This window comes from Paenibacillus sp. FSL W7-1332 (assembly GCF_037969785.1).
Lineage (GTDB): Bacteria > Bacillota > Bacilli > Paenibacillales > Paenibacillaceae > Paenibacillus_AQ.
In genome coordinates this window covers 1,886,443-1,901,781 of sequence record NZ_CP150209.1, presented here as the reverse complement: position 1 = coordinate 1,901,781, position 15,339 = coordinate 1,886,443, and the positions used below count along the sequence as shown (strand labels likewise).

The following is a 15,339-nucleotide window of genomic DNA, read 5'->3' as shown; positions in this document are numbered from 1 at the left end:
TCACCAACCTTTTTCAGAATCGGAAAGGCCCAGGAGGTTGGAACGCACGTCGGCAATCAGGTACAACGTGCCCGACACCACCCCAAGATCCTCCGCTTCCGTCCGTGACTTCAACTCTTCAAGTGCGTTTTTCCAATTTGGTTCTATGATGATTTGCAGTGTATGTTTGGCGTATTTCTCCCTTACCTGCTCTACGATGTCACCAAGCGCCTTGGCGTCCAGTTTCTTCCGGAAATCCGGTTCAGTCAGGATAAGCGTATCCACTATTGGCAGTATATGCTGCAAATACGATTCATGATGCTTATTTGCCAGCATTCCCATCATTAAGTTCAGTTTCCGATACTTATAGATCTGCGGCAAGCTTTTGGCCAAGGTTTCAGCCCCTTCGGGGTTGTGCGCACCATCGAGAACAATCCGCGGGGAGGACTGCACTTGTTCCAGTCTTCCCGCCCAGAAAGTATCCTTAAACCCTGTACGCAATTCTTCTTCATCCACGATGAAAGCCATATACTGGCGAAGCACTTCCAGCGTCATCATCGCAAGCGCGGCATTGGCGCATTGGTGCTCACCCTGCATCGAGATGTCCAGATCCATGTCCCGGAACGGACCCTTAAAACGGAAAGTCTGGCTTTCTTCGTTCCCACGCAGCCGCTCATAGGAGAATTGTTCATCTACGAGATAGAGACTTGTACGGTTTTTGGCTACCGTTTGTTTCAGAATATCGACAGCCTCCGGCTGAGTTACCGTGCTCACCACAGGAACTCCAGGCTTGATAATGCCAGCCTTTTCCGTGGCGATCTCCTGAATGGTATCACCCAGAACGTCGGTATGGTCCATTCCGATATTCGTGATCACCGAAATGATGGGATGAACGATATTGGTCACGTCAAGTCGACCGCCAAGTCCCGTCTCCCATACCACCACGTCCGGATAAGATACCTCGGCGTAATACAGTATCGCAAGGGCGGTGGACACCTCAAACATGGTGGGCGATCCGAGCCCGGAGCCCGCAATTTCGGCTACAAGCGGCTCTAAGCGATTAGCCAGTTCAAGCAGCGTCTCTTCCGGTATGTCCTCGCCGTTATACTGAAACCGATTGGTAAACTTCGTAATATAGGGAGACGTGTAGGTGCCAACCGTGAATCCCCCTTGAAGCAGAACCTTTGTTAAAAAAGCGCATGTGGAGCCTTTTCCATTCGTTCCGGCCACGTGAATAAATTTTAACCGCCGCTCCGGATGGCCGAGAAGCTCCATCAATCGCTGAATTCTATCCATGCCCGGGCGGATTCCAAACGGAATCAGCCCGTTGATCCAAGCTACCGCTTCCTCATAGGTATGGAACGGAGCTGCCACTGCAGCTGCCGAATGATCAACCATCGTTCTCACCTTCTGGTCCAGATTCATCTTGCCCTTTAGCCTCTCAGTTCTTCGATGCGCGCAATCACTTTACTGCGTTTGTCCGAGTAATCCGCAAGCTTCGCCCGTTCTTCTTCAATCACCTTTTCAGGTGCTTTCGTTACGAAACCAGGATTGTTCAGCTTCTTCTCCACACGCTCGACTTCGCTGTTCAAGTGCTGAATTTCCTTCTCCAGACGCGTGATCTCCTGAGCGATATCGATCAACCCGGCAAGCGGCAGATACATTTCAACACCTGTTACCACGGCGGTCATCGCCTTATCCGGTGCCTCAAGCGCAAGGGAGGATTGATACTCCGACGTGTTGCAGAAGCGGCGAATATAATCCGCATTGCGATCGATGATGCCGGCAATTTGCTCGCTTACCGGCTTCAACTGGAGTTCTACTTTTTTGCTCATCGGTACGTTTACTTCCGCCCGGATGTTACGTACAGCACGGATGACATCCATCAGCAGGTTCATTTCGGTAACGGCTTCCGCATTCTCAAATGCTTCATCATAGGTCGGCCATGAAGCCAGCATCACCGTCTCGCCTTCATGCGGCAAATGCTGCCAGATCTCTTCGGAGATGAACGGCATGAACGGGTGGATCAAGCGCATCGTGCGGTCCAGCACATAGGCAAGCACCGACTGCGTCTTTTTCTTGGCCGCTTGATCCTCGCCGTACAGGGACAGCTTAGCAAATTCAATATACCAGTCACACAGATCATCCCAGATGAAATTGTAGAGCAGTCGACCGGTTTCGCCAAATTCGTAGGCATCAATTAGACGCGTAATGTCGCGGGAAGTTTCGTTCAGACGATGCAAAATCCAACGGTCGGCCGTTCCCAGCTCTCCGGAAATGTCGATATCCGCCGCCGTGAAGCCCTCCAGATTCATGAGTGCAAAACGTGACGCATTCCAGATCTTGTTCGCGAAGTTACGCGCTTGTTCCACACGTTCCCAGCGGAATCGAAGATCCTGACCCGGCGTACTGCCGGTCGATATCATATAACGCATGGCATCTGCGCCATACTGTTCAATAACCTCGAGCGGATCGATACCGTTGCCGAGCGACTTGGACATCTTGCGGCCTTCGCTATCCCGAACCAGACCATGGATAAGCGTATCTTTGAACGGCATTTGATCCGTAAATTCAAGCCCTTGGAAAATCATCCGCGAAACCCAGAACGGAATAATATCATAACCCGTTACGAGAACGCTTGTCGGATAATAACGTTTGAAATCCTCACTGTCCAGATTCGGCCAGCCCATGGTCGAGAACGGCCACAATGCCGAGCTGAACCAGGTATCCAGCACATCCTCATCCTGTCTCAGATCGTCCTTGCCAAGCTTCGCGCGCGCTTCCTCTTCATTCATGGCAACAACCACTTCGCCCGTGGATTCGGAATACCAGGCCGGAATCCGGTGGCCCCACCACAATTGACGAGAGATGCACCAATCGCGCACATTCTCCATCCAATGCAGGTAGGTTCTCTCGAACCGGTCAGGCACGAAATTTACGCCCTTGCCGGATTTCTGCGCAGTAACGGCTGCTTCCGCAAGCGGCTGCATCTTAACGAACCACTGCGTCGACAGATACGGCTCGACAACGGCGCCGGATCTTTCGCTATGGCCAACCTGATGAACATGATCTTCGATGCGAAGCAGCACGCCCGATTCCTTCATGTCGCTTACGATCTGCTTGCGGCATTCTGCTCGGTCAAGACCCTGGTACTTGCCGGCAAATTCATTCATCGTCCCGGATTCATCCATCACGGTGATTTGCGGCAGATCATGTCTAAGACCCATTTCGAAGTCATTCGGATCATGGGCCGGCGTAATTTTAACCGCTCCGCTGCCGAAATCCTTCTCCACGTACTCATCGGCAATAACCGGAATTTCTCGGCCGACAATAGGCAGGACCAATGTCTTGCCGATCATGTCTTTATAGCGCCCATCTTCCGGATGAACGGCTACCGCCGTATCGCCAAGCATGGTCTCCGGGCGGGTGGTGGCTACGGTAATGGAGCCGCTGCCGTCTTTGAGCGGGTATTGCAAGTGGTACAAATGGCCGTTGACCTCTTTGTACTCCACTTCGATATCGGACAAAGCCGTGCGGGCAGCCGGGTCCCAGTTGATAATGCGTTTGCCGCGATATATAAGCCCCTTATCATAGAGCTTGACGAATACTTCCCGAACCGCTTCCGACAACCCCTCGTCGAGCGTGAAACGCTCTCTGGAGTAATCGAGGGACAGGCCGATCTTGGACCATTGGTCACGGATCGTATTCGCGTATAGATCCTTCCATTCCCACACTTTCTCCAGGAATTTTTCACGTCCCAGATCGTAGCGGGTAACGCCTTCTTCGCGAAGCTTCTGCTCAACCTTGGTTTGCGTGGCGATGCCCGCATGGTCAGAGCCCGGCAGCCACAACGCATCATAGCCCTGCATCCGCTTTACGCGAATCAGGATATCCTGCAGCGTAAAGTCAAGGGCATGGCCGATGTGAAGCATTCCCGTAACGTTTGGTGGAGGAATAACAATCGTATACGGCTCCGCGTCCGGTCGTTTGCCAGCTTCAAAGAAGCCGCCTTCCTTCCAGTACGGATACCATTTTTGTTCGGCTGCCTTCGGATCATACGTCGTCGGCATGTCTAACTGGGATTGGTTTTGTTTTTGATCCATATTTTCGTACCTCCGATACTGTTAATCAGTTTTGCCAACCCGTAACGTTTTAGCCTCCGGGCGTGGCCATGGATATCCATGTTTGCGTGAAACAAAAAAAGCCCTTCGTCCTCAAAGGACGAAAGACTGTTCTCTCGCGGTACCACCTTTGTTTCGCGCTTATAATCATTCATGAATCGAGTCCTCCCATGAAGAACATGAAAGGCCTACGACCAAGCACGACACTTTACGCAGATAACGGCTGCGGCCGGCGAACTCTAACCAGGGTAGCGATCGATCCCTACTCTATCTCAAGTCCGCAACTCCGGGGCGACTTCGGCAAGCTGGTTCCTGCGGAATCTCACAGCGCTTGATAGCAATTCCGCTCTCTGAAGGCCATACCTTCCTACTCTTCCCGTTCAACGTTGTTCTAGCTTTAGGAATACCTGTACATATACTATTCAAATATACCGTGGTTGTTGCATATAGTCAATATTTCGAGTGTTTCCGAACGATTTAGACATCATACCTGTCGATCCAAATTAATGCTAATACATTGTAAAAAAGAAGCCCCGGCTCGTCCGATTCCCCTCTTCTTCTAACCGACTCCCCGCCAAACACAAAAAACAGGCCAAGGATATCCTACCTTGACCTGCTTGTTCTTACGCGATCGCTTCCTCCGCTGATTACTGGGGAATGTATAATACCTGGCCTTCTTCCACATTCTGCTCGGACATGCGGTTATATAACAAAAGCTCTCGCGGCGTCAGTTGATAACGCTCGGCAATCACGTCGAGTGTCTCCTCACGCTGCACAATGCACATCCGGACCTTGCGGAAAGGCGTTTCCTCACGGCGGTTACCCAGGAACAGACTCTTCCACTCCACGTCCTCGGCCGTTGCGGAGTCAACCAATTCCTCCGTCTCTTCTTCCTCGTCCCGAGCGGCTTGATCCTGATCCTGAACCGTTCTGCTCGATTGAAGCAACGAAGAGAAGCCTACGCCCGATGCGCTGGTTGTGCTGCTGTTCTTCGTGTTGAAGGCCACCTTTAACTCCGGCTTGGTCGGAACCTCTTCGGCTTTAATGGAAACCTCTTCCATTATATCATCCCTATCCTCCGAAGGGAATTCTTCCTCAGCAAAAACAGGCTGCACTTCCTCCGTTTCCGGTGATTCCAGTACCGGAACGGCTTCCACTTCTTCACCCTTACGCTCAATGACACCCGGAAAACCGGCTGCTGGATCTTCTTGCTCCGGCTCGGGCTGGACCGAAGCCTGTTCGAATTGCCATACACTTGGAATCGACGACTCAGCTGCCTGAGCTTCCGTCTCATTATGTAAGGCATATTCGACCGTATCCCGAGCTTCAGGCGAATTAGAAATGCTAATGGTGCTGTCTTCTGAGTCCTGTGAATCCCGTGTTTGGTTCTCATACTGCGCCCAGGATGCCAGATACTGCTGTGTGCGCGCATCCGTCCCGAACTCTTGGGCTCTGGTCTGAGCCTCGTTGAAGTAAGAAGGAGAAGGCGAGTTAGCGTCTGTATGAGCTCCGCTGCCATGAAGCTGGTCGTACGGGTTGGCTGCGAACTGCTGCTCCCCGTTCGAATACAAATCAGTCGCTTCAGGAGCATGTACCACTGTGAATTCCTCATTGGCCCATACTTGGTCACGGGCTCCCGGAGCCGCCGCCTGAATTCCTTTGAGCGACAGAACCCCTGTAATGTTCAAGCTGCGTTTGGATAACAAATCCACGTCAAAATTCTCGATCTCGACCGCGATGTCATCCAATGATGATACCCGGTTCATCGGGACCGTGATTTCAACCGGGATCCAGTGTTCGAGCGGCTCCGTCTCTCCTGCTTCGGTGTCACCTTTATACAGGCCTGCAAGAAGCAGATGACCCCGAAGCGTAGCCTGGTCCTGCTGACTGATCACCTGAATATGCGGGATCAACTCCGCCTCTTCCAATTCTTCGATTCCCGGCAAATCTTCCGTTAAATTAATACGCTCGTAAATATCGAACCGCAATCCGTAGGACTGGTCAAACACGGGAATGTCCTCCTTTTTGGCATATACTATCCGTGATCTGTTATCACGGCATGAGCCTAAGTTTTGCCACTCAATTTATCTATATGCCGAAAATAGGAGAGCATGACTTTTTTGCGAATTGTGCGTGAAAGTTACAGGTTCATTCAGGATCTTGCAAGTTTTCTTACCGGTCCGATGTCTCTATGATTCGCTCTCTTAACTCCAACATATCCAGAGGCCAGGGTGCATTCACCTCAATATCCTCGCCCGAGAAAGGATGAGTAAATAGCAGACGTTCGCCATGCAGCGCTTGGCGCGGAAACGCCCCTGGTCCTCCGTATAAGGAATCTCCCAGAAGCGGGTGTCCCATATGACTTAGATGCACCCGGATCTGATGCGTCCGGCCGGTTTCCAGTCGAATTTGCAGCAGGCTGGCTTTCGGATACACCTCAGATGATAGAATATGCGTGATTGCAGCCTGCCCGGTTAATGAAACTCTCCGACGGCTTGAATGATAGCGGTCTTTGCCTATCGGCAGATCGATTCTCTTCAGATCCTGAGAGACCCTCCCCTGAACGATAGCCGCGTATATCCGGACGATCTTCTTCTCCCGCATGTCCTCGTCAAGCTTTAGCTGCGCATATTCGTTCTTGGCATACAGTACGGGACCTGTTGTATCCTTATCCAGCCGATGAATATGCCGGACTGCCGTATGGATGCCTTCGGCTTCGTAATATGCGGCAACCGCATGATTCAGGGTCGTCTCGCGGCTCTCGTTGTCCGGATGGACTGCCATACCGGCCGGTTTGTTCACAACCAGGCAAAAATCGTCCTCATACAATACATCAAGCTCCTGCCATCTCGGTTCGATGCCGTAATCCCGATAAGGAAAAAGGACCAGCCGAAGCCGATCCCCTCTCCATTGTATCCCCTGTTCATGACGAAGCTTACGATACAGCTTCTCGGGCATACCGACCGTTTCCATAAGCCACTTGGCAGCGGCTTCGTTCCGATCCGGCAGACTCAATAGCGCCTTACCCGGCGTCATCTCCAGCCATTCGCCGCGTTTGCTCCAATTTCCCCCGTAACTCATAGGCTTTTGAAGGCGTTGTAGTTGGCTTCAATGGTAGCATCGATATCTTCTACCGTATGAGCGCCCGAGATAAACATGCCCTCGAACTGGGAAGGAGGTACGCTGACTCCCTCTTGTACCATCGCTGCAAAATAACGACGGAAACGATCCAGATCACTAGTCTTGGCCGTATCGAAATTGACGACCGGCGTATTCGTGAAGAATGGACATACCATGGAGCCGATCCGGTTAATCGTAAGCGGGATACCGAATTCCTGAGCGTTACGCTCAAATCCTGCCTGAAGACGGGCTCCCCGCTCCTCGAGCTGTTCATAGACGGCAGGCGTCAGCAGCTTCAGGGTGGTGTAACCAGCCGCCATGGCGAGCGGATTACCGCTTAACGTTCCTGCTTGATAGATCGGTCCTGCCGGAGCAATCTGATCCATCAGCTCACGCTTGCCTCCATAAGCACCGACTGGCAGACCGCCGCCAATCACCTTGCCCAAGCATGTCAAATCCGGTGTAACGCCATAACGGCCTTGCGCGCAGTTCAGATCAACGCGGAATCCGGTCATCACCTCGTCAAAAATAAGCACGCTGCCATAATCAGAAGTGACCTTGCGAAGACCTTCCAGGAATCCTGGCTGCGGAGGGACCACGCCCATATTGCCTGCCACGGGCTCAACAATAACGGCTGCAATCTCTTCGCCGAACCGCTCGAAGGCAAGCTGTACCGATTCCAGATCGTTATAAGGAACCGCAATGGTGTTGGAAGCAACGCTTTCTGGCACACCCGGACTATCAGGAAGTCCAAGCGTTGCGATGCCCGATCCCGCTTTGATCAGAAGGCTGTCGGCGTGGCCATGATAGGAGCCCTCGAATTTAATGATTTTGCTGCGTCCTGTATATCCGCGCGCTAGACGAATGGCGCTCATGGTTGCTTCCGTACCGGAATTCACCATCCGCACCACCTCGATCGACGGCACGCGTTCACAGACGAGCTTCGCCATCTTCGTTTCCAATAGGGTTGGAGCACCGAAGCTGGTCCCCTTGGCAGCTGTCTCCTGAAGCGCTTCAACAACCTCAGGATGCGCGTGACCCATAATCAGCGGCCCCCAGGAACCGACATAATCGATAAAGCTGTTGCCATCGATATCATATACCCGGCTGCCTTCTCCGCGATCGATATAAATCGGGGTTAGTCCAACAGACTTAAACGCACGTACCGGACTGTTGACACCGCCGGGAATATATAACTTCGCTTCTTCAAAAGCAGAACGCGACAAATCTTCTTTTCGCAAATCTTGGCTCATCGTATGCACTCCTAACTCTTTCATCGTTAATGGTTACTAGCTGCGCATCCAGCGTGCTGCGTCCTTCGAGAAATACGTAATGATAATATCCGCACCGGCACGCTTCATCCCGGTCAGCAGCTCCATCACAATCGCCTGCTCACTGATCCATCCCTGCTGAGCAGCCGCTTTAATCATGGAATACTCACCACTCACGTTGTATGCAACAATTGGTAGATCAAACTGGTCTCTCAGCAATCTGACAACATCAAGGTAGGCCATAGCCGGTTTCACCATCAGCATATCGGCGCCTTCCAGCACGTCCGTCTCCGCCTCGCGAAGCGCCTCTCTCACATTGGCCGGATCCATCTGATAAGTTTTGCGGTCGCCGAATTGCGGAGCGGAATCGGCAGCCTCACGGAAGGGTCCGTAAAAGGCCGAAGCGTACTTAACGGAGTAAGACATGATCGGCACGTTATAAAATCCGGCTTCGTCAAGACCGGAACGAATGGCTTGGACAAAACCATCCATCATATTGGAAGGTGCAATAATATCGGCTCCAGCTTTGGCCTGGGAAACCGCTGTACGAACGAGCAGCTCCAGCGACTCGTCGTTTAATACATCGCCGCAGGTGTGGCCGTCACGCTCAAAGGTATGCACCATACCGCAGTGGCCGTGGTCGGTAAATTCGCATAGGCACGTATCAGCAATCACCAGAAGATCGGGATGCCACGACTTGATGAGACGGGTAGCCTCTTGGACAATCCCGTCATCCGCGAAACCGGATGTGCCCACGCTGTCTTTCGTCTCGGGGATTCCGAACAGGAGCACTGCAGGAATGCCTAGACTTACGATTTCGTCTACTTCCTCTTTCAAGGTGTCAAGCGAAAAATGATAGACGCCCGGCATGGAGGAAATCTCGGATTTCACACCATTGCCATAGGTCACGAAGATCGGCTGAACCAGATCCTCCGTATGAAGCACGGTCTCGCGGACCATGCTGCGAATGCCGGCATTTTGACGCAGCCGACGATGGCGTACGATTGGAAAACTCATGACGTATACCTCCAAATGATGTAATTTCGTTCATGTATATAAGAGATTATGGATATTATGGCGCAACACGGCGTGGATCGTTCTCGTTCCAAATGCATAAGGCCTTAACCAGACTGTCGACCGTCGCTTCCTCGGCGAGGAGGGATACGTGCAGTCCGGCTTCTTCAGCCGTCTGCGCGGTTAATGGTCCGATGCAAGCAATCGTCGAACCTTTCAACAGTTCGACTGGATCTTCCACGCCCATCCCCTTCAGCACCTTCAGCAGATTGGTAACCGTAGATGAACTGGTGAACGTAACGGCGTGAATGCCTCCATCTTCAAGCAGCTTCAACAGCTCATCATCGTCCTCGCCGCACAACACGTTCTCATAGATCACTGCTTCCGTCACGTTCAGTCCCATTTCCGTCAGCTTCTCCGGCAGCCACTTGCGTGCCAGATCGCCGCGTGGCAGCAGCACGCGCTGACCGGGCTGGAGCTCTGAACCGTAAGCATCGATAAGGCCTTCCGCCTGGTAACGTTCTTTGATAACTTCAGACACTACACCGTATTTTCCAAGAGCATGGGCTGTTGCGGGGCCAACCGCGACGATGCGGGCCGAGGCTAAGGCGCGAATATCGCGACCGTTCTCCTTCAGGTGGCGGAAAAAGAATTCAACTCCGTTCACGCTGGTGAAAAATACCCAGTCATACGTACTCAGCTTGTCCAGTGCTTGTTGAATTCCGGCAAGCCTCTCGCTCTTGGAAGGCATGACGGTTTCGATGACGGGAAACTCATAAGGCTCTCCGCCCAGCTCTTCGATCTGGGATACCAATACACTGGCCTGGCTTCTCGTCCTTGTGACCAGTATTCTTTTGCCGAAGAGGGGCAGCCGTTCCGCCCACTTCAGGTGCTCCCGCTGAAGCACCACCTGTCCAACAACGATAACCGCAGGCGGCTGAAAATCCGCTGCCTTGACTCTGTCCTCGATGTCCGCCAGTGTCCCCGTCAGCGTATCCTGCTCTGCCCGGGTTCCCCATCTAATAAGTGCCACCGGGGTTTCCGGCGGTCGGCCGTGCTTGATCAGCTGACGACTGATATAACCGATTTTCGCCACACCCATCATAAAAATCAAAGTTCCCGTTGCATTGGTAACCTTGTCCCATTGAATCATTCGGTCCAGCTTTTCGGGACTTTCGTGGCCGGTAATTATCGATAATGACGAAGCATGGTCACGATGCGTCACGGGAATCCCGGCATAAGCCGGAACACTGATCGCCGAGGTGATCCCCGGCACAATTTCGTACATGATGCCATGACGGTATAACAGCTCCGCTTCTTCACCCACTCTTCCGAAGATCGTTGGATCGCCGCCCTTTAAACGGACAACTGTCTTGCCTTCCAAAGCATAATCAACCAGCAGCTGATTGATCTGCTCCTGTTTCATCGTATGCCGATCCGGAAGCTTGCCTACATAGACCTTCTCCGCTCCGGGTTTCATCCATCGCAGCAGCCGAGGACTAGCTAATCGGTCATACACCACGACATCCGCTTTTTCAATGCATTCCTTGCCTTTAATCGTAATCAGGCGTGCATCGCCCGGTCCTGCTCCCACCAGATAAACCTTGCCTGCCATCCCCTCAGCCCCTAACTTGTGCCAGTATCTTCTCCGCTCCTTTAGCTTTCAGCTTTTCAGCCACTTCCACTCCGAGCGATTCAGGGTCGGTTCCTTCGGCGCTTTCCTTCAGTATGATTTCGCCGTCAGGAGAACCTACCATTCCTGTTAATTGTATAACGTTTTGTTCTCCGCGGGAATCTCCGGCATCCACATTCTTCAGGACGGCGTAAGCTCCGATAGGCACCTGGCATCCTCCGTTAAGCTCGCTTAGAAACTTGCGCTCCGCCGCAACGGTTCGTGCAGTAACCTCATCATTATAAAGAGAGAGCAAATGCAGCAGATCTGCATCGTTTTCGCGGCATTCAATTCCAAGTGCGCCCTGGCCGACGGCTGGCAGACTAATTTCAATCGGCAAGTACGACGTGATCCGGTCCTCCCAGCCCATACGCTGAAGACCGGCGGTCGCCAGAATGATGGCCTGAAATTCACCGTCCTCCATTTTGCGAATGCGAGAATCGATATTCCCCCTAATCCATTCGATCTGCAGATCCGGCCGGTAGGCCTTGAGCTGACTGGACCGGCGCAGACTGCTTGTTCCCACCTTGGCACCTGCAGGAAGGTCATCCAGCGTTGTTCCTTCTTTGGAGATCAGGCAATCACGAGGATCCTTTCTTGCCGGCACCGCGCCGGACACCAAACCTTCGGGCAGAACGGAAGGCATGTCCTTCATGCTGTGAACCGCCATATCAATCTCGCCGTCCATCATCGCCTGCTCGATTTCCTTGACAAACAATCCTTTGCCGCCTACCTTGGAGAGCGTAACATCCAGTATGCGGTCGCCCTTCGTGACGATTTTTTTGACGGTGAAGTCATAGTCCAGACCGTGCTCCTTGGCTAAGCGCTTTAAGTCATCAATAACCTGTCCTGTCTGTGTCAGTGCCAGAGCACTTTGTCTACTGCCAACTACGATTGTACGCATCTTTCATTCCTCCTGATTATTCGCAATCCACTGCTTGATCTTGTCCGCACTCCAGGGCTCATAACCTCCACGGCGAATCTCTCCGAGCATATCCATGCGGTATGCCTTGTGCAAAAGCCGCCTGCGTGCGTCAGCGGACTCCACCTCTTCCCTGATCATCGAACGCATCCTATATAAAAAATCCAAATAGTCCTCATACTCAGGCCCGAACTGGTCTTCGAGCTCGTCGCGTATCTCGCGTGCGGCCATCGGCCCTGCTCCTGATGTGGATACAGCCAGCGTAAGCCTTCCCCGTCGCAGCACCGTCGGGTTGATAAACGTTCCCGCCTCGCCGTTGCTGGCCACGTTAACCAGTATGCCAAGACGATCGGCATCCTCGGCTATTTGCAGATTCAGCTTGCTGTCATCCGTTGCCGCATGGACCATAAACGCGCCTATCAGATCGTCTGATTGATACTTCCGCTTCGTCCATCGAAAAGTCTTCTCGCTCTCTAAACGTTGAAGTTTCTCGCTTCGCAATAAGGGACTTACAATATGTACGACTGCCCCGGCATTCAGTAGGGTGACGGCTTTACGTTCCGCCACCGTGCCGCCGCCGACAATCAAGCATAAACGTCCCCTGCAATTCAGCATTACGGGTACATAATGATCATCATAGGCCATTCTTGCATCACACTCCTGACCAACTATGGAAAGCGGACCACGTATTGAGAAAGAAATTCAGAATAATGAACCCATACCCGATTAAAGCCCATATGGCCGCTTCCCTGCCGGACCTTCTCCACAAGCGACGTTTGATGAAATAAACCAAATACATCGCAAGAGCCGTCATGGTAGACATGACTTTGATGTCCAAGAACAGGGTCCACCGTCCAGCCATGGCCACCGACATCACGGCCAAGATGAGCGACATGACCAGAATAATCGTCCCGGCCATCAGCGCTTTATAGGAATAAACATCCAGCTTCTCCAGACTTGGCAGCCTGCGCATCGTATCATTCCATTGCTTGTGCTTCAGTTTCCGGTGCAGGAACATATATATCGCCGCAAACACGGCCCCGACGGTCAAAGCGGCGAAGCTGATACTCGCCAGGGCAATATGAATAAGCAAGAGACGATGTTCCGTCTCCCAGCTGTGCAATGCATTGTCTCCTGCCGTGAACCATAAACGATTGACCAGCATGACGCTAAACCCGACGAGGTTCATGAGCAGGACGGCAAATTCCGACCGCTTCATATACGCCAGAGCAATCGAAGTGATCGATATGCAGAACGCCAGCAGAAACAGGAAATCAAACAAAGTAAATACCGGAAAGTGGAAATGTCCGCCTTCCATCGCTCTGATGCCGATTCCGGTAAATTGTAACAGCGCAGTAATAACAAGAAGCCCTGTGCCTATCCGCTTCGCCACCGAATTGCGTGAAACGCAATCCGAGATATAAAACAGAAGGCTCAGGGCATAGATGCAAATGCCGGTGATATAAATTAAGTTTAACAGCATGGGTTATACTCACCCTCCTCAAAGGGTGGCTGGGGCCAGAGACACCTTAAGCGGTTTCTCTTCTGCCTGCTGATCTACAGCATTCTTCGACCGTTCAGCTATAACGGGTGCAGTTGCTTTCTTGTTGCGGCTGCGGGCTTCCTGCTCATTCTCATGGATCAAGCTTTCCAGCGCAAAGATTTGTGAAAAATAATCCAGTGCTTCGCCGCCCTGCTTGCCGCCCGTCATTTCCTTAATCCGGTTAATGGGATCATGCATCATCTGGTTTACGATGCTCTTGGTCAAACGACGGATGACTTTTCGCTGGCGTTCATCCAGTTCCGGAAGCTTGTTAAACAAGCTTTCCATCGTTTCTTCATGAATGGCATTCGACTTCTCCTGCAAGGCCCGAATTGCCGGTCTGACACCGAGCGTTTTCAGCCATGTGTGGAATGCATCCATCTCCTCTTGAATCATCACTTCAATCTTCGCTGCTTCCGCCCGGCGCATTTCCATATTGGTCTCTACAATGCCTTCCAGATCATCAATATCGTACAGGAACACGTTGGATACTTCCCCAACCGCCGGATCAATGTCCCGTGGCACAGCAATATCAATCATGAACAACGGACGGGACTGGCGTTTCTTCATGCTCTCTTTCACCCGATCCGCATTCAGAACATATTCATTCGAGCCCGTGGAGCTAATAATGATATCCACGTCATTCAGCAAATGCTTGGCTTCGGCAATGGTGCATGGCGTCCCTTTGAATTTGCTTGCAAGTTCCTGAGCACGGCTAAGCGTACGGTTAGCCACAATTACTTCAGCGGCACCGTTGGCATAAAGATGCTTCACGGTAAGTTCGCTCATCTTGCCCGCACCAAGTATCATCACTTTTTTATCGTTAAATGCCCCGAAAATTCGTTTACCCAGTTCCACCGCTGCATAGCTGACAGAGACGGCACTCTCTCCGATCGATGTCTCCGAATGAGCCCGCTTGCCGAGCGTAACGGCTTGCTTAAACAACATATTGAACCAAGTACCCGTGGCATTCTGCTGCTGCGACGTCAAAAAAGCATTGCGCACCTGTCCCAGGATCTGCGTTTCTCCAATGACCATGGAATCCAAACCGCAGGTAACCTTAAACAGATGGGAAATCGCTTGTTCGTCTTCATATATATAGAGGTGCTGTGTAAATTCTTCACGATTAATGCCGAACCACTGTTCCATAAAACTGCGGATAAAGTAGCCGCACATATGAAGGCGGTCTACCACAACATAAATCTCAGTTCGGTTGCAGGTAGCGACAATGACGCCCTCCAATACGCTCTTGGTCGAATTAAGCTGCTCTAACGCCTTGGGCATGTCTTCTTCCGAGAATGTAAAGCGTTCTCTGACTTCCACAGGCGCCGTGCGATAGTTCAACCCAACAACGACGATGTGCATTGCATGTTCACCTGCCTATTTCTCCGAGTAGTTTTGCCGTTCACAACGGACATCCTTGACCTTGTTCATTATATCACAGTATGCTGAACAGCCTTGTCTATTTTATGAAATGTTTATGAAATCCCCATACTTCTTCGTTCCATTCATGAAACTTTCTACCTGTTTGATCGCACCTTACTATTGTGGATATAGAACAGTCTAGATATACGTGTTATTTACTACGAAATCTCATTTCAGAGAACGCCTCCCTGGAATTCCGCCGATCTTCTCATGTTCTCAAAATAAATAACCATGGAAAAATCCATGGTTATCAGTATACGCATTTTTTAGAA

11 protein-coding genes and 1 other annotated feature are annotated in these 15,339 nt (G+C 51.7%); all 11 genes read right to left on the bottom strand.

Translation table 11 applies throughout. The annotated features are described in order from the left end of the window. Positions 1–1,377 (bottom strand): folylpolyglutamate synthase/dihydrofolate synthase family protein, encoded by a 1,377-nt coding sequence (locus MKX98_RS08145; protein WP_339224359.1) that lies wholly within the window; start codon positions 1,375–1,377, stop codon positions 1–3. Between the two features lie 35 nt (positions 1,378–1,412). After that, a complete protein-coding gene (locus MKX98_RS08140) occupies positions 1,413–4,082 on the bottom strand; it encodes a valine--tRNA ligase (RefSeq protein WP_339222517.1) in 2,670 nt (889 codons plus the stop codon). A gap of 111 nt (positions 4,083–4,193) precedes the next feature. Next, positions 4,194–4,493 (bottom strand) — a binding site (T-box leader). A 254-nt stretch (positions 4,494–4,747) separates the two neighbouring features. Then, the gene (locus MKX98_RS08135) at positions 4,748–6,109 is read right to left on the bottom strand and encodes a LysM peptidoglycan-binding domain-containing protein (protein WP_339222516.1); all 1,362 of its coding nucleotides are present in this window, start codon (positions 6,107–6,109) and stop codon (positions 4,748–4,750) included. Positions 6,110–6,272: 163 nt separating this feature from the next. Then, positions 6,273–7,181, bottom strand: a complete 909-nt coding sequence (locus tag MKX98_RS08130; RefSeq protein WP_339222515.1) for an RluA family pseudouridine synthase — start codon at positions 7,179–7,181, stop codon at positions 6,273–6,275. Further along, positions 7,178–8,473 (bottom strand): glutamate-1-semialdehyde 2,1-aminomutase, encoded by a 1,296-nt coding sequence (gene hemL / locus MKX98_RS08125; RefSeq protein ID WP_127589524.1) that lies wholly within the window; start codon positions 8,471–8,473, stop codon positions 7,178–7,180. Before hemL ends, MKX98_RS08130 begins: the two co-directional genes overlap by 4 nt. Before the next feature lie 36 nt (positions 8,474–8,509). Next, complete coding sequence (gene hemB / locus MKX98_RS08120) at positions 8,510–9,508, bottom strand: porphobilinogen synthase (protein WP_194541474.1); 999 nt, start codon at positions 9,506–9,508, stop codon at positions 8,510–8,512. A gap of 55 nt (positions 9,509–9,563) precedes the next feature. After that, a complete protein-coding gene (cobA, locus tag MKX98_RS08115; protein WP_339222511.1) occupies positions 9,564–11,120 on the bottom strand; it encodes a uroporphyrinogen-III C-methyltransferase in 1,557 nt (518 codons plus the stop codon). Between the two features lie 4 nt (positions 11,121–11,124). Further along, a complete protein-coding gene (hemC, locus tag MKX98_RS08110) occupies positions 11,125–12,081 on the bottom strand; it encodes a hydroxymethylbilane synthase (RefSeq protein ID WP_339222509.1) in 957 nt (318 codons plus the stop codon). 3 nt (positions 12,082–12,084) lie between these two features. Beyond that, positions 12,085–12,744 (bottom strand): NAD(P)-dependent oxidoreductase, encoded by a 660-nt coding sequence (locus MKX98_RS08105; protein ID WP_339222507.1) that lies wholly within the window; start codon positions 12,742–12,744, stop codon positions 12,085–12,087. A gap of 7 nt (positions 12,745–12,751) precedes the next feature. Beyond that, the gene (gene ccsA / locus MKX98_RS08100) at positions 12,752–13,582 is read right to left on the bottom strand and encodes a cytochrome c biogenesis protein CcsA (RefSeq protein ID WP_071223427.1); all 831 of its coding nucleotides are present in this window, start codon (positions 13,580–13,582) and stop codon (positions 12,752–12,754) included. An 18-nt stretch (positions 13,583–13,600) separates the two neighbouring features. Beyond that, on the bottom strand, positions 13,601–15,007 hold the full coding sequence (gene hemA, locus MKX98_RS08095) for a glutamyl-tRNA reductase (protein WP_339222505.1): 1,407 nt from the start codon (positions 15,005–15,007) through the stop codon (positions 13,601–13,603). Positions 15,008–15,339: the final 332 nt, after the last annotated feature.